The sequence below is a fragment of the Actinosynnema sp. NPDC049800 genome, assembly GCF_040656635.1.
Lineage (GTDB): Bacteria > Actinomycetota > Actinomycetes > Mycobacteriales > Pseudonocardiaceae > Actinosynnema.
In genome coordinates, this window is sequence record NZ_JBFAMT010000006.1 from 212688 (window position 1) to 235348 (window position 22661).

Annotated in this window: 20 protein-coding genes; 11 read left to right on the top strand and 9 right to left on the bottom strand. The window is 72.7% G+C overall.

From position 1 onward, the window contains the following. Nucleotides 1-5: 5 nt before the first annotated feature. Together rpsR and AB0I91_RS10945 are read left to right on the top strand one after the other, a co-directional pair. On the top strand, nucleotides 6-239 hold the full coding sequence (gene rpsR, locus AB0I91_RS10940; protein WP_498772846.1) for a 30S ribosomal protein S18: 234 nt from the start codon (nucleotides 6-8) through the stop codon (nucleotides 237-239). Nucleotides 240-447: 208 nt separating this feature from the next. Further along, nucleotides 448-1461, top strand: a complete 1014-nt coding sequence (locus AB0I91_RS10945; RefSeq protein WP_499636504.1) for a TerC/Alx family metal homeostasis membrane protein — start codon at nucleotides 448-450, stop codon at nucleotides 1459-1461. On the opposite strand, the gene AB0I91_RS10950 is transcribed toward AB0I91_RS10945, so the two are convergent. Continuing rightward, nucleotides 1447-2601, bottom strand: a complete 1155-nt coding sequence (locus AB0I91_RS10950) for an MFS transporter (RefSeq protein WP_499636506.1) — start codon at nucleotides 2599-2601, stop codon at nucleotides 1447-1449. The two genes, AB0I91_RS10945 and AB0I91_RS10950, sit on opposite strands and share 15 nt — an antisense overlap. A gap of 77 nt (nucleotides 2602-2678) precedes the next feature. Continuing rightward, entirely contained in the window at nucleotides 2679-3461 is a 783-nt protein-coding gene (locus AB0I91_RS10955; protein WP_499636508.1) for an MBL fold metallo-hydrolase, read from the bottom strand. Between the two features lie 85 nt (nucleotides 3462-3546). Between AB0I91_RS10955 and AB0I91_RS10960 the strand changes: the two genes are divergently transcribed. Next, the gene (locus AB0I91_RS10960; protein WP_498785410.1) at nucleotides 3547-4143 is read left to right on the top strand and encodes a CGNR zinc finger domain-containing protein; all 597 of its coding nucleotides are present in this window, start codon (nucleotides 3547-3549) and stop codon (nucleotides 4141-4143) included. 207 nt (nucleotides 4144-4350) lie between these two features. After that, the gene (locus AB0I91_RS10965) at nucleotides 4351-5520 is read left to right on the top strand and encodes a cytochrome P450 (protein WP_498785408.1); all 1170 of its coding nucleotides are present in this window, start codon (nucleotides 4351-4353) and stop codon (nucleotides 5518-5520) included. 36 nt (nucleotides 5521-5556) lie between these two features. Here the strand turns inward: AB0I91_RS10965 and AB0I91_RS10970 are convergent, their stop codons facing one another. Together AB0I91_RS10970 and AB0I91_RS10975 are read right to left on the bottom strand one after the other, a co-directional pair. Continuing rightward, nucleotides 5557-6099, bottom strand: coding sequence for a TetR/AcrR family transcriptional regulator (locus AB0I91_RS10970; protein ID WP_499616100.1), 543 nt, complete (start codon nucleotides 6097-6099; stop codon nucleotides 5557-5559). 91 nt (nucleotides 6100-6190) lie between these two features. Next, nucleotides 6191-7249 (bottom strand): glycosyltransferase, encoded by a 1059-nt coding sequence (locus AB0I91_RS10975; RefSeq protein WP_499636510.1) that lies wholly within the window; start codon nucleotides 7247-7249, stop codon nucleotides 6191-6193. A 120-nt stretch (nucleotides 7250-7369) separates the two neighbouring features. On the opposite strand from AB0I91_RS10975, the gene AB0I91_RS10980 reads away from it, so the two are divergent. Continuing rightward, entirely contained in the window at nucleotides 7370-7744 is a 375-nt protein-coding gene (locus AB0I91_RS10980; protein WP_498785399.1) for a DUF3592 domain-containing protein, read from the top strand. A gap of 69 nt (nucleotides 7745-7813) precedes the next feature. Here the strand turns inward: AB0I91_RS10980 and AB0I91_RS10985 are convergent, their stop codons facing one another. Then, nucleotides 7814-9640 (bottom strand): DNA/RNA non-specific endonuclease, encoded by a 1827-nt coding sequence (locus AB0I91_RS10985; RefSeq protein WP_499636512.1) that lies wholly within the window; start codon nucleotides 9638-9640, stop codon nucleotides 7814-7816. 261 nt (nucleotides 9641-9901) lie between these two features. Here AB0I91_RS10985 and AB0I91_RS10990 point away from each other — a divergent pair, with 261 nt between their 5' ends. Further along, nucleotides 9902-11134: a S8 family peptidase gene (locus tag AB0I91_RS10990; RefSeq protein WP_498785395.1), complete on the top strand. Its 1233-nt coding sequence runs from the start codon at nucleotides 9902-9904 to the stop codon at nucleotides 11132-11134. A gap of 12 nt (nucleotides 11135-11146) precedes the next feature. On the opposite strand, the gene AB0I91_RS10995 is transcribed toward AB0I91_RS10990, so the two are convergent. Both AB0I91_RS10995 and AB0I91_RS11000 read right to left on the bottom strand, forming a co-directional pair. Continuing rightward, nucleotides 11147-11812: a response regulator gene (locus AB0I91_RS10995; RefSeq protein ID WP_499636513.1), complete on the bottom strand. Its 666-nt coding sequence runs from the start codon at nucleotides 11810-11812 to the stop codon at nucleotides 11147-11149. A 14-nt stretch (nucleotides 11813-11826) separates the two neighbouring features. Beyond that, nucleotides 11827-12948, bottom strand: a complete 1122-nt coding sequence (locus AB0I91_RS11000) for a sensor histidine kinase (protein WP_499636515.1) — start codon at nucleotides 12946-12948, stop codon at nucleotides 11827-11829. A gap of 399 nt (nucleotides 12949-13347) precedes the next feature. Here AB0I91_RS11000 and AB0I91_RS11005 point away from each other — a divergent pair, with 399 nt between their 5' ends. Next, nucleotides 13348-13926, top strand: a complete 579-nt coding sequence (locus AB0I91_RS11005; protein ID WP_499636517.1) for a hypothetical protein — start codon at nucleotides 13348-13350, stop codon at nucleotides 13924-13926. Here the strand turns inward: AB0I91_RS11005 and AB0I91_RS11010 are convergent. Then, nucleotides 13866-14162, bottom strand: a complete 297-nt coding sequence (locus AB0I91_RS11010) for a hypothetical protein (protein ID WP_499616083.1) — start codon at nucleotides 14160-14162, stop codon at nucleotides 13866-13868. The genes AB0I91_RS11005 and AB0I91_RS11010 overlap by 61 nt on opposite strands. Before the next feature lie 70 nt (nucleotides 14163-14232). Beyond that, nucleotides 14233-16968, bottom strand: coding sequence for an AbfB domain-containing protein (locus AB0I91_RS11015; RefSeq protein WP_499636519.1), 2736 nt, complete (start codon nucleotides 16966-16968; stop codon nucleotides 14233-14235). A gap of 278 nt (nucleotides 16969-17246) precedes the next feature. Between AB0I91_RS11015 and AB0I91_RS11020 the strand changes: the two genes are divergently transcribed. The 4 genes from AB0I91_RS11020 to AB0I91_RS11035 all read left to right on the top strand — a co-directional run bounded on the left by AB0I91_RS11020 (nucleotide 17247) and on the right by AB0I91_RS11035 (nucleotide 22447). Beyond that, a complete protein-coding gene (locus AB0I91_RS11020) occupies nucleotides 17247-18248 on the top strand; it encodes a LacI family DNA-binding transcriptional regulator (protein WP_498785382.1) in 1002 nt (333 codons plus the stop codon). Next, nucleotides 18245-19345 (top strand): galactokinase, encoded by a 1101-nt coding sequence (galK, locus tag AB0I91_RS11025; RefSeq protein ID WP_499636521.1) that lies wholly within the window; start codon nucleotides 18245-18247, stop codon nucleotides 19343-19345. The genes AB0I91_RS11020 and galK overlap by 4 nt, the downstream gene beginning before the upstream one ends. Before the next feature lie 370 nt (nucleotides 19346-19715). Then, a complete protein-coding gene (locus AB0I91_RS11030) occupies nucleotides 19716-21227 on the top strand; it encodes an alkaline phosphatase D family protein (protein ID WP_499636523.1) in 1512 nt (503 codons plus the stop codon). Between the two features lie 29 nt (nucleotides 21228-21256). Beyond that, entirely contained in the window at nucleotides 21257-22447 is a 1191-nt protein-coding gene (locus AB0I91_RS11035) for a hypothetical protein (protein WP_499616074.1), read from the top strand. Nucleotides 22448-22661: the final 214 nt, after the last annotated feature.

Here is a 22661-nt window from a genome sequence, read left to right on the forward strand (position 1 = left end):
GCCCGGTGGCCAGGACCGAACGCACGCCGAAGCGCCGGGTGAACCTGCTGAGCAAGGAGGGCGTCACCACAGTGGACTGGAAGGACGCGACCCTGCTGCGGAAGTTCATCTCCGACCGCGGCAAGATCCGCTCCCGCCGGGTCACCGGCCTCACACCGCAACAGCAACGCCAGGTGGCCACCGCCATCAAGAACGCCCGTGAGATGGCGCTGCTCCCCTATCCCGGCACGGGGCGGTGACCGGACGGGCCGCCGTCGTCGGGACGGCGGCGGCCCGTCCCACTTCTTGACCATCGCTTTACTCAGCGGGCGCGGTGCCCGATACTGGCGTCGAGGGGAGTACTTCCCAAGTGCCCGGCCGGTCAGTACGGACATCCCGTGAGGTGTCCCCGGTGGGCCGCCCGCCAGGGTGAAGGAGACCTCGGACTTCCACGTTCGAGGAGCCTTGATGCCTGTGCACGTCGCCGTCGCGGCGAGCCCCGCCGACTCCATCGGGTCGCCGGTCCTGTGGTTGGTCAGCATCGCCGTCCTGGTCGTGCTGCTGGTCGCCGACTTCGCGGTCACCCGCCGTCCGCACGAGGTCTCGATGCGCGAGGCCGCGGGGTGGTCGGTGTTCTACCTCACGCTGCCGGTGGTGTTCGGGCTCTGGCTGTGGCACGCCGCCGGCAGCGACCGGGCGCTGGAGTTCATGACCGGGTTCGTGGTCGAGAAGTCGCTGTCGGTGGACAACCTGTTCGTGTTCATGCTGCTGCTCGCGGCCTTCGCCGTCCCGTCCGCCGTGCAGCAGCGCGTGCTGCTCTACGGCATCGTCGGCGCGTTGGTGCTGCGCGGCGTGTTCATCGCGGCCGGTGCGGCGATGCTGTCGGCGGGCACGTGGGCGTTCCTGGTGTTCGGGCTGGTCCTGTTCGCCTCGGCGGTGAAGCTGCTCCACGACGCGGTCAGCGGACCCGCCGCCGAGCGCGACGTGTCCCGAATGCGGTCGGTCCGGCTGTTGCGACGGCTGATGCCCGTCACCGACGACTACCGCGGCACCCGCCTGACCGTGCGCGAACACGGCCGACGCGCGCTCACGCCCTTGGCGGTCGTCGTGGTCGCGGTGTTCGCCACCGACGTGGTGTTCGCCGTCGACTCGGTGCCGGCCGTCTACGGCATCACCGACGACCCCTACCTCGTGTTCGCCACGAACGCCTTCGCCCTGCTCGGCCTGCGCGCCCTGTACTTCGTGCTGCAGTCCGCGCTGGCCAAGCTCGTCCACCTCAACCACGGACTCGCGATCATCCTGGCGTTCATCGGGGCGAAGCTGGTGCTGCACTGGGCGCACGGCATCTGGCCGGGTGTGCCGGAGATCCCCACACCGGTCTCGCTGGCGGTGATCATCGGTGTGCTCGCCGTCGTCACGGTCACCAGCCTGCGCAGCCGGCGACGCGCCGACGAGGAGGAGGCCGCCTCACCGCCGGGCTGACCGGCCGCCCGCGCCGACGACCGCGGGCACGACCGCCAGTGCCAGGACACCGCCGCCCAGGGCCAGGACGGGGTAGCCGGCGGCGCTGACGACCAGGCCCGAGGTCAGGCCGCCGGCGGCGCCCGAGACGGCGACGGCGACGTCGACCAGGCCCTGGCTCCTGGCGCGGGTGGCCGGCGGCGCCGCGTCGGTGGTGATCGCGGTGCCCGCGACCAGGCCGAGGTTCCAGCCGACGCCCAGCAGGGCCAGGGCCACCGCGGACGAGGCGGCGGAGCCGGTGGGCGCGAGGGCCGCGACGAGCCCCGCGGCCGACAGGGTCAGGCCGGACGCGGCGGCGACCGCCAGGCCGCCGTGCCGGTCGACGAGCCGGCCGGACAGCGGTGACGACAGGTACATCGCACCGACGTGGACGGCGATCACGAGCCCGGACGCGGCCGCGCCGTGACCGTGGCCGTGCAGGTGGACGGGCGTCATCGTCATGATCGCGACCATGACGAGCTGGGTGAGCACCATGACCAGCACGCCGACCCGCGCACCGGGGCGGTGACGTCCGACCTCCGGGGGCGGCCGGTCGTCCGGCTGGTCGAACGTGCGGGCCAGCAGCAGCGGGTCGGGGCGCAGCCAGGCGGTCAGGACCATGGCGGCCACCGCGTAGGCGACGCCGGCGAGCAGGAACGGCCCGACCAGGCGGGGCAGGCCGAGGGCGGCGGCGAGGTCGCCGGTCGGCGCGGCGAGGGTGGGGCCGACCACACCGCCCAGGGTCGTGGCGACGAGCACCGTGGACACGGCGCGGGCGCGGTGCGCCGGGGCGGCCAGGTCCGCCCCGGCGTACCGGGCTTGCAGGGTGGTCGCCGCGCCCGCGCCGTAGACGAACAGCGAGGCGAACAGCAGCACGGCGTCCCCCAGGACGGCGGCGGTGATCACGCCCGCGCTCCCGATCGCACCGGCCAGGTACCCGGCGGTGAGGCCGGGGCGGCGCCCGCGTGCCTGGGAGAGCCGCCCGACCGCGAACGCCGCCAGCGCGGTGCCGGCGGTGCCCACGGCGCTGGGCAGCCCCGCGAGGCCGGTGGAGCCGAGCACGTCCTGCGCGAGCAGCGCGCCGACCGTCACGCCGGCCGCCAGTCCGGCGCCGCTGAGCACCTGGGCGACGCCCAGGACGATGAGGCTGCGGCGCTGCGCGGCCGTGATGTCCCCGGCCGGCGTCGGCCTCGACCTGGTCAGCCCCGGTCGCCCAGGTCGAGGCGGTCGAGCAGCCCGGCGGCGGTGAACGCCTCCACCAGGTCGTCACGGCCCTCGGTGAAGTGCGCCCAGCTGTCGTAGTGCACGGGCACGACCTGGCGCGCGCCGAGGATCTCGGCGGCCTCGGCGGCCTGGGCGCTGTCGAGGACGATGGCCGCGCCGTCGAAGAGGATCGGGAACCGGGGAGCGCCGGCGAACAGGATGGCGGTGCCCACCGGGCCGAAGCGCTCGGCGACCTGCCGGACCACGTCGAGCGAGGCGTTGTCGCCGCTGACGTAGACCGCGGGCAGGTCCTCGCCGGTCAGCACGAAGCCGACGACCTGGCCGGTGAGCGGTTCGACCTCGGCCCGGGCCAGCGGACCGTGGATCGCGGGCACGCCGGTGACGGTGACCGTGCCGCCGTCGGGGCGGTCGAGGCGGACGGACTCCCAGTCGGCCAGTCCCCTGGCCCGCCCACCCAGCCGCTGCCCGCCACCGGGCGTGGTGAGGGTGAGCGGGACGTCGGCGAGCAGCGCCCGGCCGGCGTGGTCGAGGTTGTCCGGGTGCTCGTCGTGCGAGAGCAGGACCACGTCGACGGCGCCCAGGTCGGCCGGTGCGGCGGCGGACGGCGCCGTCTTGGTCAGCTTGCCGCGCGGCACGGCGTAGTCGCCCGGCGCGTCGAACGTCGGGTCGGTCAGGAAGCGCAGGCCGCCGTACTCGAACAGGGCGGTCGGGCCGCCGAAGACGCGGACGGCGAGCCGTTCGCCGGTGGTGCGGGTCATCGTAACCTCACGGATGATCAAGGGGCTATCCGTGAGGGACGGTAGCCCTTTCTCACGGAAAAGCACAACTCGTACCATGAGAGCCATGACGGACGCCCTGGCCGACGACGCCGCGCCGCCGCCCGCCCCCGGCGCGGAGGACTACCTCGCCCTCGACTTCGTCAACAGCGCCGTCGCACTGCCCGGCGGGCAGTTCACCGACCTCCTCGGCACGCCCGAGGGCACGAACCAGTGGCTCTTCGACCGCGGCCTCGCCCCGGCCGACGCCGGGGTGCGGGAGATCTGCGCGTCGCAACTGCGCTCGTTGCGCGAGCAGCTCAGGTCGCTCTTCGCCGCGCGCGTCGCCGGGGTGCCCGCCCTGCCGGCGGCCCTGTCGGCCGTCAACGACGCGTTGAGCAAGGCGCCGACGGCCGCGCTGCTGCAGTGGGACGAGCGGACCGGCCCTTACCGCGCGACACCGTGCCCCACCAACGAGATCCTCGACCGCGCGCTCGCGACCCTGGCCGCCAACGCCGCCGACCTCCTCACCGGCCCCGACGCCGACCGCCTGACCCACTGCGGCTCGACCCCGTGCAACCGCTACCTGCTGCGCCACGGCCGCCGCCACTGGTGCTCGACCCGTTGCGGCGACCGCGCCCGCGCCGCCCGTGCCTACGCCCGGCGCACCCGGCAGGCGAGCTGACTAACCGTCACCGGACCGGCCGCCCACTATCCTCTGTGGACAACTGCGGCTCGCGGTCCCCGGTCGCAAGTGGACGCGAAGGCCATTCACCCGACGTGACGGAGCGTGGCCGAGCGGCGCGCGTCATCCCACGTTGGTGGGATTCGGGCCGGCGACGGGTCTTTCCGCGCCGAAGAGTGGCACCGTGGTCCCCGGGGGGGGATTGCGATGAGCGCCGAAATGCGCCGGTTCCGGCGGGATCCGTTGGCTTCGATCGAACGCCTGCGCCGCCGCGCCCCGGCACCGGTGTTCCGGCTGCCGTGGGGCGACTGGTGCGTGGGCGACGCGGACCTGGCGCGGACGGTGTTGCACGAGCCCGCGTTCCACGGCGGGATGTCCGCGTTCTTCGGGAACCTGCTGCCCTCCCGGTCGGATCAGGAGGCGGTCGGGCGCGCGGTGCGGGACCTGCTGCGGGCGCGCGTGCCCGACTTCCACGCGGGGCTGGCCGCGGCGGTGGCCGAACTGCCCGCGGTCAGCAGGTGGCCCGCGGCCGGGACGGCGCTGGTGCACCGGTCCGCGGCCGACCTGCTGCTGCACCCGCGCACGCCGTCCGGGCTGCGGCGGTCGGTGGAGCGGGCCGCACTCGGCGGCGCGCTGATCCGCCCACCGCACGTGTGGCAGCGGGCGCGGGCGGAGGTGCTGCGCGGCAGGTTGCTGGCCGGCGTGGCCGCGGAGGTGGCGGCGCGTCGGGTGGTCGGGACCGGCGAGCCGCGCGACGTGCTGGACGCCGTGATCGGGACGTGCCCGGACGGGATGGCCGACCAGGCCGTGGCCGAGCTGTTCGTGGTGCTGTTCCGGGCGATCGTGGCGCCGGTCGGCTGCACGGTGGCGTGGTCGGTGCTGCTGGCCTGCCTGCACGCGCCCGGTTCGCGGTGGCCGTGGCCGGTCGACCGGGTCGTGCGCGAGGCGTTGCGGCACCGCCCGATGGCCTGGCTGGTCGTCCGGTCGACGCCGGCCGGGTTCGGCGAGGTCCCCGTGCGGCCCGGCGAGGTGCTGTCGGTCAGCCCCTACCTGGCGCACCACGACGAGCGGCACTGGACCGACCCCGACGTGTTCCGGCCCGACCGGTGGGCGCACCCGGGCGGGCACGGCCCCTACCTGCCGTTCGGCACGGGTCCGTTCACCTGCGCCGGCGCGTCGCCGGCCCAGGTCCTGATCACCGCGACGGTGACCGCGCTGGCCGACGACGCCCACCTGACCGTCACCGGGGGCGACGAGCGGCCGGTCCTGGCCGACGGCCTCGTACCCAGACCTTTCACCCTGCACCGGAGCGCGAGGGACGTGGACGACCACGACCGCCGCGTTGCGACGCGTCTTCACGGACCGGACCGGCCGTAGGTGGATCCGGGAGCAGGGCCCACCGGCCCGAGCGGCCTACCCGGGCCGGCCCGTCAGCGCGGCGTGGGCGGCGTCCACCACAGCCGTGCGCAGGGCGTCGAAGGGCTCGTCGGCGAAGAGCAGGAGGCAGTCGGCCAAGCCGCTCAGCGCCACGGCCGCCCGGGTCGCGTCCGCCAGCGACGGGTTCTCGCCGACCAGGAGGGCCGTCACCCGCGAGCGCAGGTCCAGGATGCGGTCGACCAGGCCCAGGTCGGCGAGCGCGGCCGACTCCCGGACCAGCAGCGCGACCGCCTCGCGGTGCCTGAAGTGGAAGGTGAAATAGCCTTCCAGCAACGGTCGCGGGCCGTCGGGCGGGCGGGCCTCCAGCTCCACCACGAACGCGTCGCCGTCCTCGATCAACGGCTCGACGATGCTGCGCACCAGCGCGTCGCGCGACGGGAAGTGGTAGTAGAGCGCCGGTTTGGTGACTCCCAGGCGGTCCGCGATCTCCTGCAGGCTGGTGCCCCGCACGCCCCGCTCGAGGAAGAGCTCGCGTGCCACTGCCTGCGCACGCGCCTTCGTGTCGACCCCCCTGGCCATGCCACCCAGTTTACCGAGCGTTCAGGGCGGCGTTGCGCGCCGAACGCGGTCGCACCGGCCCTCCGTGATCGGGTCGGGCGCCACGCGCCGATCAGGTGAGCCGGTCGACCACCTCGGCCGGTGAGGGCATGGTGGCGATCTCGATCGCGAGGCGGCGCGCGCCCGCACGGGCGGCGTCGTCCACGAGCAGCGCGCCCGCCGCCGCCGTCACCGCTTCACGGCTGACCTCACCGGGCAACAGGCGCGCGCCGGCGCCCGCGTCGAGGACGGCCTGGGCGTTGCCGAACTGGTCCGCGCCCTGCGGCAGGAGCAGTTGCGGCACGCCCGCGGCGAACGCGCCGAGCATCGTGCCGCTGCCGCCGTGGTGCACGACCAGGTCGACCTCGCGCAGCAGGCGGTGCTGCGGCGTCCACGCCGTCAGCCGCACGTTGTCCGGGGCCGGGCCCAGCGCCGCCACGTCCACCACCGGCCCGGTCGCCACGACGACGTCCACCGGCAGCGCGGCCAGCCCGTCGACCGCCTGCCGCAGCACGTCGGTCGAGGCGCAGGCGGTGCCCAGGGTCAGGTACACGAACGGCCGGGAGCCGCGTTCGGGCACGTCGCCCGGCCGCGACCAGCCGACCGGGCGCAGCGGGACGCGGTCGGTGGCGCGGAACTGCGGCGACTGCACCGAGTCCGGGCAGATGTCGACGCTGCGGGCCGGCGGGAGCGTGACGCCGAGTTCGGCGGCCAGCGCGTCGAACGCCGCCACCATCGCCTCCGACATCGGCCCCGGCGACACCCGGCCGAACGTGTGCGCGATCGCGGGCACGCCCGCCGCCGCGCCGGCCAGCGCCGCGCCCAGCGTGGCCAGGTCGTGGACGAGCAGGTCCGGCCGGTGGGCGCGCAGCAACGGCGTCAGGTCGGCGAACCACCGGCGCGGCAGCACGTCGCCGATGACGTGGCCGATGCCCCGGTCGGTGGGCTCGACCCCGGCGAACGCCTCCGCCATGCCCATCCCGGCGGGCTCGGCGCGCAGCCCGGCTTCGCGCAACGCGGGCAGGAACGGCTCACCGGCGGCGAACACCACGTCGTGCCCGGCATCGCGGGCGGCCAGGGCCAAGGGGATCGAGGGGTAGGTGTGTCCGTGGGCTGCGAGCGCAGCGAACATCAAGCGCACTCTCCAGCCTAGCTCCGGGAATCAGCACGCCGCCGGCACGCGCCACCCGGCCAGGTGACACCCGATAAGCTCCACCGTGGGGGCAGGTCGCCGGACGCAGGGGGAACCGCGGTGCTCAGAGCTGTGATCTTCATCGTCTCCGGCGTGGCCTTGATCGCGTTCGGCGGCTGGCTCGTGGTGGACGACCGGCGCCTGGTCGACACGCAGGCCGAGGTGGTCAGGGTCGCCCAAGCCGACGGCGGCGACTGGAAGTCGACCGTGCGGTTCACCACGGCCGACGGCGAGGAGGTCACCGAGACCCTCCCGCCGTCCGACCGGAAGCCGGCGCCGGGCGACCGGGTGGAGGTCAGCTACCGGCCGAACAACCCGAGCGCCGCCCACTTCCCGGAGGACGGGCAGAACCTGTACCTCTGGCCCGCGGTCGGGCTCGGGCTGATCGTCGTCGGCGTGGGGTCGATTCTCTGGTTGCGGCGCCGTCCCGGCTGACGTCCACGACCGGATGTCTCACCACCGGACGTCGCTCACCACTGGATGTCGCTCACCACTGGGTGTCGCTCACCACTGGATGTCGCTCAACGCCTCCAGCGGTGCGCGCTCGTCCAGGGATTCCGGCACGACCAGGGTGTCCGCCGCCGTCAGCGCCGCCGGGAACGTGAAGCCGCAGCGCTCCTCGACCTCGCCCAGCCGCACCTGGAAGACGCGGAACTCGTCGAGCTCCAGCGATTCCAGCTGGTTCAGGTTCTGGGTCAGCACGAACGCCCGCGCCTTCAGCGTGCCCGCCGAGGTGAACGCGATCACCTTCCAGTACTCGCGCGGCAGCGCCACCCCGCGGAAGACGCGGTCGTCGGACCGGAACACCGGGCCGCCGTAGACGCTCACCCGGAGGTCGTCGACGTCCACGTCGGCCAGCACCGCGTCCTCGAGCCTGCCCCACAGGCCCTGCCGCATGCTCTGGTTGAAGTCGTCCATCTGGGGCGTGATGTTGGTGAAGAAGAACGAGTCGACGTTCGCCTTCTGCGCCACCGCCTTCGGGCCCCACAGCAGGTCGGCGCGCCGGGCCAGGTGGCCGCGGTCGAGCCGGTTGCCCCGGTACAGCTCGTCGCCGACCTGGAACTGCGCCGGCAGCCGCGGGTCGAGCACGAACGGGATGCCGGTGCGGTTGATCGACTTCAGGTCGCCGCCGTCGATGTTCCACGCCACCCAGAAAGCGAACCGCCGCGACCTGCTCTGCGCCAGCGAGAAGTGCGTGTAGTCGACCACCACCGACCCGTTCAGCTCGACCGCGTCGGCCCGCGCCGCCTCGCCGAGCTCCGGCACGCCGGCCGGCGTGCCGAGGAAGTTCTCGTCGAACCCGACCAGCGCGGCGGCCTCGACCTTGCGCGGCGGCGTGAGCGTGATGCCCAGCTTCTCGAACACCGAGCCGGGCAGGCACGCCAGCGCGTGCTCGTCGGGGCTGTCGCCCGCCTCGCCCGCGAAGTGCAGGCCCGCCATGGTCTTGCCGGTCTTGCCGTTGGACGCCTTGAACACCCACGCGGAGCCGGAGTCGCCGCCCATGCTGATCTCGCCGTCGGCGGCGGGCCGCGCCGGGTCCGGCCCGATCTCGAAGCAGCCGATCTGCCGCTGGCCGACGCCGGGGCCGTAGTCGATCTTGACGAGGGTGTCCACGCGGCGGACCACGCCGTGCGTCACGCCGGTCGTCCGACCGCTCTTGACGACCTTGTCGCCCAGTTCGGGCTCGCCGATCCGGTCCACCCGCACGCCGAGGTCGAGGATCTCCGCCTCGAACCGCCGGTCCTCGATGGTGGCGATGGCGCAGTCGCCCGCCGCGCCGAGGTGCGACCGCACGAGCCGGCCGAGCCGGTTGCGGTCGGTGCGGTTGTCGTCGTGCACGCCGGGCTGCACCACGTCCTCGCCCAGCGCGCCGTTCGGGCCGTGCAGGACGTGCCAGTTGCTCAGCGCGTACGGGGTGCCGTCGACCCGGTCGTAGACGACGCAGCCGAACGTGCCCGCGGAGACGCGCACGTGGCCCACGCTCACGCCCGGCGACACCGGGTCGACCCGCGTCTTGCGCACGTCGCTGACCGTCTCCTCCACCACGTGGAAGTCGACCCGGTAGTCGCGTTGCAGCACGTCGGTCGGCACGGGCACGCCGTCGACCTCGATCGTCTCGGGCAGCAGCGCCGTGCCGAGCGCGCGCAACGCCTCGGGCTCGGCCTTCTGCCGGACGGTGAACTGGATGGCGATCTCGTCCGTCGGCTTGCCGTCGGCCACCTTGTAGCCGATGCCGATCGAGGACACGTTCGGGTCACGCAGGTAGTCGGCGCCCTTGGTGCGCACGAACCGCCTCAGCGACGCCGGCAGACCGTTCTTCTTCTTGACCATGAGCGCAGACCCCCTGTGTGTGCGCGCCGGTGGCCTTGCTGTCGACGTCACCTGATCCGGTGTTAGCGCAACCCTGCTGCGTTCACCCATTCGGCCTAACGACTGACCACCGAATGCAGTCTGCACCCCCGAGAAGGCTGAAAGTTGACCATCGGGCGACTGATCGTTGAACTCTGATCGGACCTGTCGCCGCTCCCGTGCACGTGCTGTGGTTCAAGGACGAGCACGTTCCCCGACGAAACCCTGCTTGTTGGAGGAGCCGTGAAGATCAGACACGTGACGGTGGCGGGCGCGCTGCTGGCCGGCCTCGTCACCCCGACCGCGTACGCCGCCCCGGCGCCGCACGCCGCCCCCGTGCTGCCCGCCGACCGCGCACAGGCCGTCGCCGGCAGCTACATCGTGGTGTTGAAGCGGCACGAGGACCTGGCCGCGACGCGATCCACCGCACCGAACGTCACGTTCACCTACCGGACGGCCCTGCCCGGGTTCGCGCTGCGCGCCACCGCCTCGGAGGTCGCACGGCTCGCCGCCGACCCCCGCGTCGCCTACATCGCCCAGGACGCCCGCGTCCGCCTCACCGCGCAGGACCGCACCGCGCGGCCGGCCACCGGGCCCAACCTCACCGCGCAGGACCTCGTGGTCCAGCCCGACCCGCCGTCGTGGGGCCTGGACCGCATCGACCAGCGCTCCCTGCCGCTGGACAGGAAGTACTTCCACCCGAACACCGCGCCCACCGTGCGGGCGTACATCTTCGGCACCGGCATCCGGTACACGCACCAGGAGTTCGACGGCGCGGCCGTGCCCGGGCTCGACACCGTCGGCGGCGTCACCCCGCCCGGCAACGACTGCAACGGCCACGGCACGCACATGGCGGGCACGGTCGGCGGCCGGACCACCGGCGTGGCGAAGGACGTGACGCTGGTGTCCGTGCGGGTGCTGAACTGCCAGGGCTCCGGCACGTACTCGCAGATCATCGCGGGCATCGACTGGGCGACGCAGGACGCGGCGGCGAGCGGCCGGCCGGCGGTCGCGCTGATGACGCTCGGCGGTGGGGCGAACCAGGCGTTCAACGACGCCATCACCCGGTCGATCAACGCGAACGTGCACTACTCGGTGGTGTCCGGCAGCTCCAACGCCAACGCGTGCGGCTACTCGCCCGGCAGCACGCCGTTGGCCACCACCGTCGGCGCGACGGACGCCAACGACGTGAAGGCGAGCTTCTCGAACTTCGGCACGTGCATCGACGTGTGGGCGCCGGGGGTGAACATCACGTCGGCGTGGGGCACCTCGGACACCGCGTACTCGACCATCAGCGGTTCCACGGCGTCCGCGCACGCGGCGGGCGTGGCGGCGCTGTGGCGGCACCGGTTCCCGGGTGACTCGGCGGTGGCGGTGGCCGAGGCGTTGCGGGCCAACGCCACCCCCGGCGTGATCACGAACCCGGGCGTCGGGTCGCCGAACCTGTTGCTGTTCATGGGGATGGTCCCGGTGTAGGCCTGTGCCGGCCTACAGGAGGCCCCGGTCACGGGCGTAGACGGCGGCCTGCGTGCGATCGCGCAGGCCGAGCCGTCCGAGAATGCGGGAGACGTGGTTCTTCACCGTGCCCTCGCTGAGGTGCAGGCGTCCGGCGATCTCGCGGTTCGTGCGTCCGCCGGCGACCAGGCGCAGCACGTCCACCTCGCGTTCGGTGAGCCCGTCGGGCCGTTCGGTCCCCAACGCGGACGCCAGCCGTGCCGCCGCGGCCGGGTCGAACTGCACCACGCCCGAGTGCGCGAGCCGCACCGCCGCCGCCAGCTCGACGGCGGGCCGGTCCTTGAGCAGGTAGCCGCTCGCACCCGCCTTCAGCGCCCGAACCACGTACGCCTCGTCGTCGAACGTCGTCAGCATGACCACCCGTGCCCGCGCACCACGACGGCGCAGTTCCGCGAGCGCGTCGATGCCGTCCATCACCGGCATCCGCACGTCCATCAGCACCACGTCCGGATCCACCGCGACCACCGACTCGACCGCGGCCTCCCCGTCACCGGCCGTGCCGACCACCGCGATGCCCGGCTGGAGGTCGAGGAGGGCCGCGATGCTCTCGCGGATGAGCCGCTGGTCGTCCACCACGACCACGCGCACGTCACCCCCGCCGCCCTTGTTCTCGTCACCCACACCATCCGTGTCTCTCACACCATCCCGGCCTCTCACACCGTCCCCCTGGGCACGACCACCGTGAGCCGGGTGCCCGAACCACCGTCCACCTCGACCGACCCACCGACCAACCCGATCCGCTCGCGCACCCCGCGCAGGCCGAAGTCTTCCCGTTCCACCGAGAACCCGGGCCCGTCATCGGCCACCACCAGCCGTGCCTGCCGGGGTCCGCAGTGGACGGTCACGGTGACGTCCGAGCCGGCGGCGTGGCGCATCGCGTTGGTGATCCCCTCCTGCGCGGCCCGGTAGAGCGCCAGCAGGGTGCGGGGCGCGTAACGGGACTCGTCACCCGTGCAGGCGACGGACACGCCAAGCCCACCGGCCAGGCGCGTCAGCGACTCGGCCAACCGGAAGGGCTCCCGCATAGCCCGGACGGACGTGCGCACGTCCTCCAACGCCCGCCTCGCCGACTCCCGCGCGTCCTCGATCGCCTGATCCGCCACCGCCGCGTCCCGGTCCCGGAAGGCCGACGCCTTCTCCAGCAACACCGACACCGCGGTCAGGTGGTGCCCAATCCCGTCGTGCACGTCCCGCGCCACCCGATTCCGCTCCGCGGCGGCCGACAACTCGGCCATGGCCAGCGCCAGCACCAGCCCGATCCCGAACATCAACAGGTCGGACACGTGCTCGACCGACCGCGTCCACCCCGGCACGGTGAGCTGGAACGCGACCACCAGGAAAACCGCCGTACCCACCCCAACCCCAACCGCCACCACCCGCCCGAACGCGAAGTACGCGCCGAACGGCAACAACAAGAACAACACCCGCGCCATACCCGACCCGTCGGCGAACGCGATCACCACCACCAACCCCGCCTGCACCACTAGCACAACCGCCGCCCGCCCCCGCGCCCCACCCACCAACCGCCGCAACCCGACCACCGAATACCGCACCCCGCCCGCCGCACGCTGCACCCCGCCCGCCAAGTGCCGCGCCCCAACGGCCGCGCGCCGCGACCCGAGCGCCGCGAACCCCGAACCGAACACGTCGACCAGCACGAGCGCGACGAGCCCGCCGACGAACGGCAGCCACCGCGTCTCCCCGAGCCCAGCGAGCCCCGCATAGCCACCAGCCACCATCACCACGCCGCACAGCAGCGGCGATAACCACGACACAGGACGCACCCCCGCAGGCTACGTCGCACACCTCGGATCGCGCGCCTGCCGCCGACGGCCCGGAACTGGCCGCCGGGACCGGTGGCCGGGAGTCGGCGGGTCGAGGCTGTGTCGGGGGCGGGTCGAGGCTGCGTCGGGGGGCGGGGCGGGGACGGCGGTGCGGTCGGGTGCGGGGTGGGGTCGGGGGCGGGGGTGGGTGGTGGTCGGAGGCAGGGGCGGGGGTTGAGGGCGGCCTCTTTGTTCAACCGACGTTCGGGGGCATTGGAAACGGCGTTTTGATTGATCCCTTTTTTGCAGATCACCCGATCGTGGAAGTCGGCGGCACGTGCCGATCGGCACCCCGGCACTGGCCGCTCGGCACTCCCGGGGCCCCGACCTGCGCGAATACCGTCCCCACCCATGACGTTCCTGCTGCGATTCGGCGCCCTCTGCGGCACGCTCTCAGGCCTCTTCATCGCCCTACCGGGAGCGGTCGAGGGGTTTGTCGGGGAGACGACCGCCACCAGCCTGGTGCTCGGCGTCTCCCCCGCCCTGGCCGCGCCGCTCCTCACGGCCCTCTACCTCAAACAACCCCGCACCACCCTGGGCACGGCCGGCTACGCGGCGAACATCGTGGGCCTCGGCCTGTTCGGCGCGGCGGCCTACGCGGTGAACATCGTCCTGTTCCACCTCGACCAGCCGACGCTCGCCGCACCCACCACCGCGGTCCTCACCGCCAGCGCCCTGGTCTTCGCCCTCGGCACGATCACCTTCGCGATCAGCATGATCAAGAGCCGCGCCCACCCGTCCGTCCCGGCGTGGACCTACGCCATCGCCGTACCCGTCTTCACCTTCGCCACCCGCCTGCCAGACTCGCTGCTCACCAGCGCCCTGCACGTCGTCGTCGGCGGCGCGCTCGTCTGGCTCGCCCGCTCGGTCTACCCCGCCAACCGCCCGGCCACCACCAGCAGCAGCACGATCACCGCGAGCGCCGCGTAGGGCACGTACACCCGAGGCCGGCCGCGGGTGCCCGCCCACGTCAGCACCGCCGACACCGCCCACACCAGCGCGGTGCCGCCCGCGGCCACGATCATCGGCACCCGCCCGTACGAACACACACCCGACACGGAGTAGTCGCAACTACCCGTCGGGGTGAACGCCATCAACCCGTACACGATGGCGATCGGCGCGAGGACGCACAGCAGCACCATGCCGAGCACGGCGAACCCCTTCATGGACCCGCACGGTAGCAGCACCACCGCGCGGGTCCACAAAGGACCACCAAAGACCACAAAGGACCAAGGGCTACGGAGCCCAAGGCGCGGTCACGGCCCAGCTCACGTCCGCGTCATAAGACGTCGGGTTGTCGTACGCGTGAGCACCGCCGTTCACCGCCACCCACACCTCCTCCGCGTAGTGCCGCACGCTCGCGCCCAACTCGTTCACCGACACCAACCGCACGCCGCCGACCCCGGGCTGGGCGCAGAACGTCGCGTCCCGCCGGAACAGGTCGCTCCCGTCCGACGCGCCCAACCTCACCCGGAACGACGCGTGCCGCAGGTACTGCCCCGGGAAGTTGCGCGACTCGAACGAGTAGCACGACGGCTCCGACAGACCACGCCGCACGACGAAGGTCGCGTCACCCTTCAGCAACGCCGAACTGCCCGCGTTCACCACGTCGGTGCGCGCCACGCCGTCCTGGTGCCGCAGGTACCGGTCCGTGAAGCCGGCCGTCGTCACCCGGAACGACCGCGCCTGGTCCAGCGGGAGGTCCGCACCGCTGCGCCACAGCGGCACGACCGCCGCCCACGTGGTGTCGGCCGTGAAGCTCGTCGCGCTGTCCCACGGGTTCGTCCCGCCGGACCGCGCCAGGTACACGCCCTCCTGGTAGTGGCGGATGAACTGGCCGGGCAGGTTGCGCGACTCCAGCACCGTGCCGCCCGCCCCGGCCCGCGCGCAGAACGTGGCGTCCCCGGCGAACGCCGCCGACCCGTCGTTGGCGTCCGACCGCACCCGGGACGCGGAGTGCCGCAGGAACCGCCCCGGGAAGTTGCGCGACTCGAACGACAGGCACGCCGCGTCCGACAACCCGGGCCTGGCCCAGAACGTCGCGTCCAGCCGACCGGTGTCGTCGGAGATCACGTCGGTGCGCGCGAGCGCGTCCCGGTGCCGCAGGTGCCGGTCGGTGTAGCCGGACGTGGTCACCCGCAACGAGATCACCTCGCCGCGCCCGACCTCGGTGCCGTTGGCCAGCGCGAGCACCCGCTGGTTGACCTCGCGCACCCGCGCCTCGGTCATCTTCAGCACCTGGCGGTCGTAGGTGTAGAAGCCGTTGACCTCGTTCTCCACGTCGTACGGCTCGGTGTAGACGGATGCCGACAGCCCGCGCGTGTGCACGAAGCGCCCGACCTCCTTGGTGATCTCCACGTACCGCCCGGTCAACGACGCCTCGTCCGGGAACAGCTCGCCGTAGGCGAACCCGGCGCCCGGCTGCCACTCGTGGCCGACGACCCGCCGACCGAGGCCGCCGAACTCGCCGAGCACGGCGACCCGGTTGGCGTCGGGCAGCCGGGTGGCGCCGGACATCTGGTAGGCGTGGTCGTCGATGACGTCGCCGTTGCCCGGGTCGGGGTCGGAGACGCAGCAGTTGGAGCCGGAGTTGTGGTTGATCAGCCGGGTGTTGTCGATCGACCGGACCAGGTTCACGATCCGGCCGGCGTCGTACTCGCCCCAGCCCTCGTTGAACGGCACCCACTGCACGATCGACGTGATGCCCTTGAGCTGGTCGACGATCCGCCGCAGCTCGGACTCGAAGTGGGTGCGCCCGTTGGGCACCTCGTCGACGGCGTCCAGCGACGGCATGTCCTGCCACACCATCAGGCCGAGCCGGTCGGCGTGGTAGAACCAGCGGGCGGGTTCGACCTTGATGTGCTTGCGCACCATGTTGAAGCCGAGCGCCTTCTGCCGCTCCAGGTCGAACCGCAGGGCGGCGTCGGTGGGCGCGGTGTAGATGCCGTCGGGCCAGTAGCCCTGGTCGAGGGTGCCGAGCTGGAACACGAACTTGCCGTTGAGCAGCGGCCGCATCACGCCGCCGACCATCGCCTTGCCCAGCGACCTCATGCCGAAGTACCCGGTGACGACGTCGCTGCCCAAGGTGACCCGCAGGTCGTAGAGGAACGGGTCGTCCGGCGACCAGAGCCTCGCGTTCGGCACGGGCACGCGGAGGTGACCGCCCACGGTGCCGCTCGCCGTGCCGACGACCTGCCCGCCGGAGAGGACCTCGGCGCGCACCGGCTGGCCGGCCGTGCCCTGCACGACCAGGTCGAGCACGCCCGCCGGCACGTCGGGCGTGGTGTCCAGGCGCGTGATGTGGTTGGCCGCGACCGGCTCCAGCCACACCGTCTGCCAGATGCCGGACGCCGCGGTGTAGAAGATGCCGCTGGGGTCGCGCCGCTGCTTGCCGATCGGGTACTGGCTGCCGTCGATCGTGGACCGCACGCCGACGATCACCTCGTTCGCGCCCGCACGCAGCGCGGAGGTGATGTCGAACGAGAACGCGTCGAACCCGCCGGTGTGGGTGCCGACGCTGACGCCGTTGACCCAGACGCGGGTCTCCCAGGTGACCGCGCCGAAGTTCAGCTTCACGCGGCGGCCGTTCCACCCGGTCGGCGTGGTGAACGCGCGGCGGTAGAACATGTGGTCCTCGTGCCGCTTGATGCCCGACAGCGCGGACTCGATCGGGTAGGGCACCAGGACGCCCTCGGCGAGCGTGCGGCCGAACGGCGGCGAGGACAGGTTCGGCGCGCCGGCGAACTCCCACACGCCGTTGAGGTTGAGCCAGTCGGAGCGGACCAGCTGCGGGCGCGGGTACTCGGGCAGCGCGTTGGTCGGCGACACCTGCCCGGTCCACGGGGTGGTGAGCGGCGCCGGTTTGGGCTGCCAGACCGCCGCGGTGGCGGTGCCGGGCAGGGCGACGAGGAAGGTGCTGAGGAGGGTGCTGAGGGCCAGCAGTCCGGTCAGGCCGGACGACAGCTTGCGCATGGGTGGCTCCACGATCGGCAGGGTGCTGGTGACGTGGGTGCTGTGCGGTGAGGTGGTGCCGGGTGCTGCGGGTGGGTGCTGTGCGGTGAGGTGGTGCAGCGAGCGGGTGGTGCAGCGAGCGGGTGGTGCGACTGCAGGCAGGAGTTGGTGACCTGGGTCACTTGCAGTTCTTACCTCGTCGATACAACGTTGTAAAGCGGCCGACCGGCCGGCTACGATCCCGGTCGTTCCCGAGAATCCCTGCTGAAGGCCCGACCCGAGAGCACCGGAGGCACCGCTTGGCCACGCTCAAAGACGTCGCCGCGCTGGCCGGCGTGTCGGTGAAGACGGTGTCGAACGTGGTCAACGGCTACGCGTTCGTGAAACCGGAGAACCGCCGCCGGGTCGAGGAGGCGCTCACCGCCACCGGCTACCGGCCCAACATCGGCGCGCGCAACCTGCGCCGCGGCCGAACGGGTTTCCTCGCCCTGGTGCTCCCGGAACTGGTGGTGCCGTACTTCGCGGAGCTGGCCGGCCTGGTGCTCGGCGCGGCGCAGGAGCAGGAGTGGAACGTCCTGATCGAGCAGACCCTGGGCACCCGCGAGGGTGAACGGGACACGTTGGCCTCGCTCGGCCCGCACATGATCGACGGCGCGATCGTGAGCCCGGAGGCGCTGGAGGCGCGCGACTTCGGCGAGCTGGCGCCCGGCATACCGGTGGTGATGCTCGGCGAGCACTCGGTGGACCTGCCGATCGACCACGTCGGCATCGACAACGTGGAAGCGGCCCGGGTGGCGGTGGCGCACCTGGTGGGCCTGGGCCGCACCCGGATCGCGGCGATCGGCGCGCACCCCCACCGCGGCACGGCGGCGCAACGCCTGGAGGGCTACCGCAAGGCCCTCGGCGACGCCGGGCTGCCGGTGCGCGACGACCTGGTCGCGACCGCGTTGAACTACCACCGGCGCGACGGCGCGGAGGCGATGGCGCGCCTGCTCGCCGCCGACGAGCCGCCGGACGCGGTGTTCTGCTTCAACGACCTGCTCGCGGTGGGCGCGGTGCGCGCCGCGGCCGAACGCGGCGTGCGGGTGCCCGCCGACCTCGCGGTGGTCGGGTTCGACAACACCGAGGAAGGCACGTACAGCCTGCCGACGCTGACCACGGTCGCGCCGGACAAGGCCGCGATCGCGCGGGCGGCGGTCGACCTGCTGCGACGGCGCGTCGACGACCCGGGACGGCCGCCGGAGCACGTGCGGACGCCGTTCTCGTTGGAGGTCCGGGAGAGCACGAGGGGTGGCGCATGACGCGGGACGGGGTCTTCGAGGCACCGGGTCGGATCAACCTGATCGGCGAGCACACCGACTACAACGACGGTTTCGTGCTGCCGATCGCGTTGCCGCACGTCGTGCGGATCACGGCGGCCCGGCGGGACGACGGCGTGCTGCGGGTGTCGTCGCGGCAGGCTTCGGGCGTGACCGAGGTCCGCGTGGTCGACCTCGTGCCGGGTGCGGTGACCGGGTGGGCGGCCTACGTGGCGGGCGTGGTCTGGGCGTTGCGCGAGGAGGGTCACCCGATCGGTGGATTCGGTCTGCTCGTGGACGGCCACGTGCCGTTGGGGGCGGGGTTGTCGTCGTCGGCGGCGTTGGAGAGCGCGACCGCGTTGGCGGTGACCGAGCTGTCCGGGGTGTCGCTGGACCGGCGGTCGTTGGCGCGGATCGCGCAGCGGGCGGAGAACGAGTTCGTCGGCATGCCGTGCGGGATCATGGACCAGTCGGCGTCCCTGCTGGCGCGGGAGCGGCACGCGTTGCTGCTCGACACGCGCTCGATGGAGACCGAGCACATCCCGTTCGACCTCGCGCCGGTCGGGCTCACGCTGCTGGTGGTGGACACGAAGGCGCCGCACCGGCTGGTGGACGGCGAGTACGCGGCGCGGCGGCGGGACTGCCACCGGGCGGCGGAGCTGCTCGGCGTGCCCGCGCTGCGGGACCTGGACGGTGCGGAGCAGGACTTGCCGGAGCGGCTCGCCCGGCGGGTGCGGCACGTGGTGACGGAGAACGCGCGGGTGGCGCGGGTGGCGGACCTGCTGCGCGCCGACCGGATCCGCGAGATCGGGCCGTTGCTGACGGAGTCGCACGCGTCGTTGCGCGACGACTACGAGGTGACGATGCCGGAGCTGGACGTCGCGGTGGAGGCGTTGGTGGCGGCGGGCGCGCTGGGGGCGCGGATGACCGGTGGCGGGTTCGGTGGTTGTGTGATCGCGCTGGTGGAGGAGGCGGCGGTGGAGGCGTGCACGACGGCGGTGCTCGAAGCGTTCGCCGGGCGCGGGTTCGCGAAGCCGGAGTGCTGGACGGCGGTGGCGGCGGCGGGTGCGCGTCGAGCGGACCCGGTGCGGGTGGTGTGAGCGGAGCGGACCCGGTGCGGGTGGTGTGAGCGGAGCGGACCCGGTGCGGGTGGTGTGAGCGGAGCGGACCCGGTGCGGGTGGCGTGAACCGAGCGGCGGTGTGAGCCGAGCGGCGGTGTGAGCGGGTCGGGTTCATGGGAATTCTCGATCGGCTGGGATCGCAGGTATTCGGGAGGTTCTTCGGTAACCAATACAGCTGCTAGTTGGACACCCGTTAACCTGCACTGTCGTGCCATCGGCCCCTTCGCGCTGACCAAAGGACGCTTCGGCCCCTCCACCGGGCGTACACGTCGGGGATGGCCACTGATCACCTTCGCCGTGTACGCAGTACCGGAACGCGTTCTTCCCGGCCCTGCACCGAAGGAGAGCTGTGTCCCCACTGACCCGACGAACGCTCATCGCCGGCGGCATCGCGAGCGCCGGCGTGACGGTCCTCGCCCCCACCACCGCGAACGCCATCTCCTACCCGTTCACGTTGGGCGTCGCCTCCGGTGAGCCCGTCGCGGACGGCTTCGTCATCTGGACGCGCCTCGCGCCCAGCCCGCTCAACGCCGACGGCCTCGGGGGCATGGGCAGCGCCTCGGTCGCGGTGGAGTGGCAGGTCGCGACGGACCAGCGGTTCACCCAGATCGCGCGCAGCGGCACGGCGACCGCGACGCAGTCGTGGGCGCACAGCGTGCACGTCGAGGTGTCCGGCCTGCAGCCCGGCCGCGAGTACTTCTACCGGTTCCGCGCCGCCGGGCACATCTCACCCGTCGGCCGCGGCGTCACCGCGCCCGCGGTCGGCACGAGCCCGTCGCTGACCATGCTGTTCGCCTCCTGCTCGCACTACGAGGAGGGCTACTTCACCGCCTACCGGCGGATGGCCGAGGAGAACCCGGACCTCATCCTGCACCTGGGCGACTACATCTACGAGGGCGCGGCCACGACCACGAAGGTGCGCAAGTTCGCGCCCGGCGTGGAGATCGCGGGCCTGGCGGACTACCGGGTCCGGCACGCGCAGTACAAGACGGACGTCGACCTCCAGGCCGCGCACGCCGCCGCGCCGTGGCTGGTCGTCTGGGACGACCACGAGGTGGAGAACAACTACGCGGACCTGGTGCGCGCCAACACCTCCCCCGCCGGCGACTTCAAGGTGCGCCGGGCGGCGGCGTACAAGGCGTACTACGAGCACATGCCGCTGCGCGCCGCGCAGGCCCCGGTCGCGGAGAACATGCAGCTGTACCGCCGGGTCCGCTGGGGCAGCCTGGCCACGTTCCACATGCTCGACACCCGCCAGTACCGCGACGACCAGGCGTGCGGCGACGGCACGAAGGTGTGCGCGGAGGCCGACGACCCGGCGCGCACGCTGCTCGGCGCCACGCAGGAGACGTGGCTGCTCGACGGCATGCGGCAGAAGCTCGGCACCTGGGACTTCCTCGGCCAGCAGGTGTTCTTCGCGCAGAAGCTGGCCTCGGCCGACGGCGCGAAGTCGATGGACTCGTGGGACGGCTACAGCGCCAACCGCGGCCGCCTGCAGCGCGGTTGGGACGCGGCGGGCCTGCGCAACACCGTCGTGCTGACCGGTGACGTGCACCGGTCGTGGGCCGCCAACCTGATGAACAACTACGCCACGCAGGACCGGGTCGTCGGCACCGAGCTGGTGACCACGTCGATCACGTCCAGCGGCGACGGCAACGCCACCGACACGGGCCTGTCCAGCCTCAACCCGCACGTGAAGTTCTACAAGAACCTGCGCGGCTACGTCCGCACCGTCACCACACCGACCCAGCTGAACGTCGACTTCCGCTTCGTGGACCGGGTCACCGTGCGCGACTACCCGGTCCGGACCTTGCAGAGCTACGTCGTCCAGGCAGGCAACCCGGGATTGCAGGCGCCATGAAGAAGCTCAGCCAGCGAAATGTCGCACGGATGATCGGAGCGCCGACGATCGCGGCGCTCATGCTGCTGGGCGCCGGGACGGCGTCCGCGGCGGTCGCGTGGATCCCGGCGAACAGCACCGCCACCGGCGACCAGGACAACGCCGCCGTGGCCGCGGTGCGCAACGGCTGGACCGCCGTGGTGTGGGAGGACGACCGCGACGACGCCACGCCCACCGACCCCGTGCACAGCGACGTGTGGATCCGCCTGTTCAAGGACGGCGTGTCCCGGTACGAGAAGAAGCTGTCCACCAGCGGCACGGGCAACTGGCGGCACGTCCAGCCGGACGTCGCGGTGCACGACAACGGCACCGCGGTCGTCGTATGGGCCGACGACGGCGAGGGCAACGGCTACTACAACATCCAGGTGCGGGTGCTGAACACCAGCGGCACCGTGACCGGGTCGGCGCGCGCCAACGCCAACACCGACGGGCAGCAGCTCAACCCGGCCGTGGCCGCAGATCCCGACGGCACCGGTTTCGCCGTGGCGTGGGAGGACAAGCAGACCTCCACCAACGCGACAGTGCGGGTGGCCGGGTTCGCGTCCGTGACGTCGAAGACCTACGAGGCGCAGGTGCACGCCGCGGGCGGCACGCACCAGCGGCCGGACGTGGCCATGGGCGCGGCGGGCAACGCCATCGTGGTGTGGGACGAGGACGGCGACGGCAACGGCTTCTACAACATCGGCCGCAAGATCCTGACCCCGTCGGGCGGGGTGAAGCTCGCCCAGGGCGCCGCCAACGCGAGCGGCGACGGCCAACAACGACGGCCCGTCGTGGCGGCGAACTTCAACGGCGACCACACGGTGGCCTGGGAGACCGACCACACGGGTACGGCGCAGGTGGGCGTGCGCTCGTTCGCCGCGGGCGGTGCGGCGCGGACGGCGGCGGACGCGGTGCTGGCGGGCGTGGACCCGCAGATCGGCATCGACGACCAGTTGAACGTCGTGGTGTCGTCGGTCGAGGCGCAGGACGTGGTGACGCAGGGCCTCAACCCGGATGGGACGGTCGCGGGCCGGCTGCCGCGCCAGGTGACGGTGTCGACGGCGACGGGCAGGCAGGAGGAGCCGGCGGTCGGAGTGGACGCCTGGGGGCAGATCACGGTCGTGTACACCGATGACAACGACGGGAACGGGTTCGACCAGGTGTATTTGGGGACTGGGTTGGTGAACAGCACCTGGTGAGGTAGGAGCCGGTGAGGTAGGAACTGGTCCTCGCCGGACGGGCAGATCAGCAGGATGACGGGCCGGTGGGTGGTTCGGCGGCGGGTCCGTTGTTGGTCGGGTTTCGTGTCATCCCACCGACCTCCCTACGGGCTACCACACGTGTCAAGGGGGCGGTTCCAGCCCATCGTTCCTGGTGGGTGGAAGGTGCCCCCTTGACACGCGCGGTAGGGCG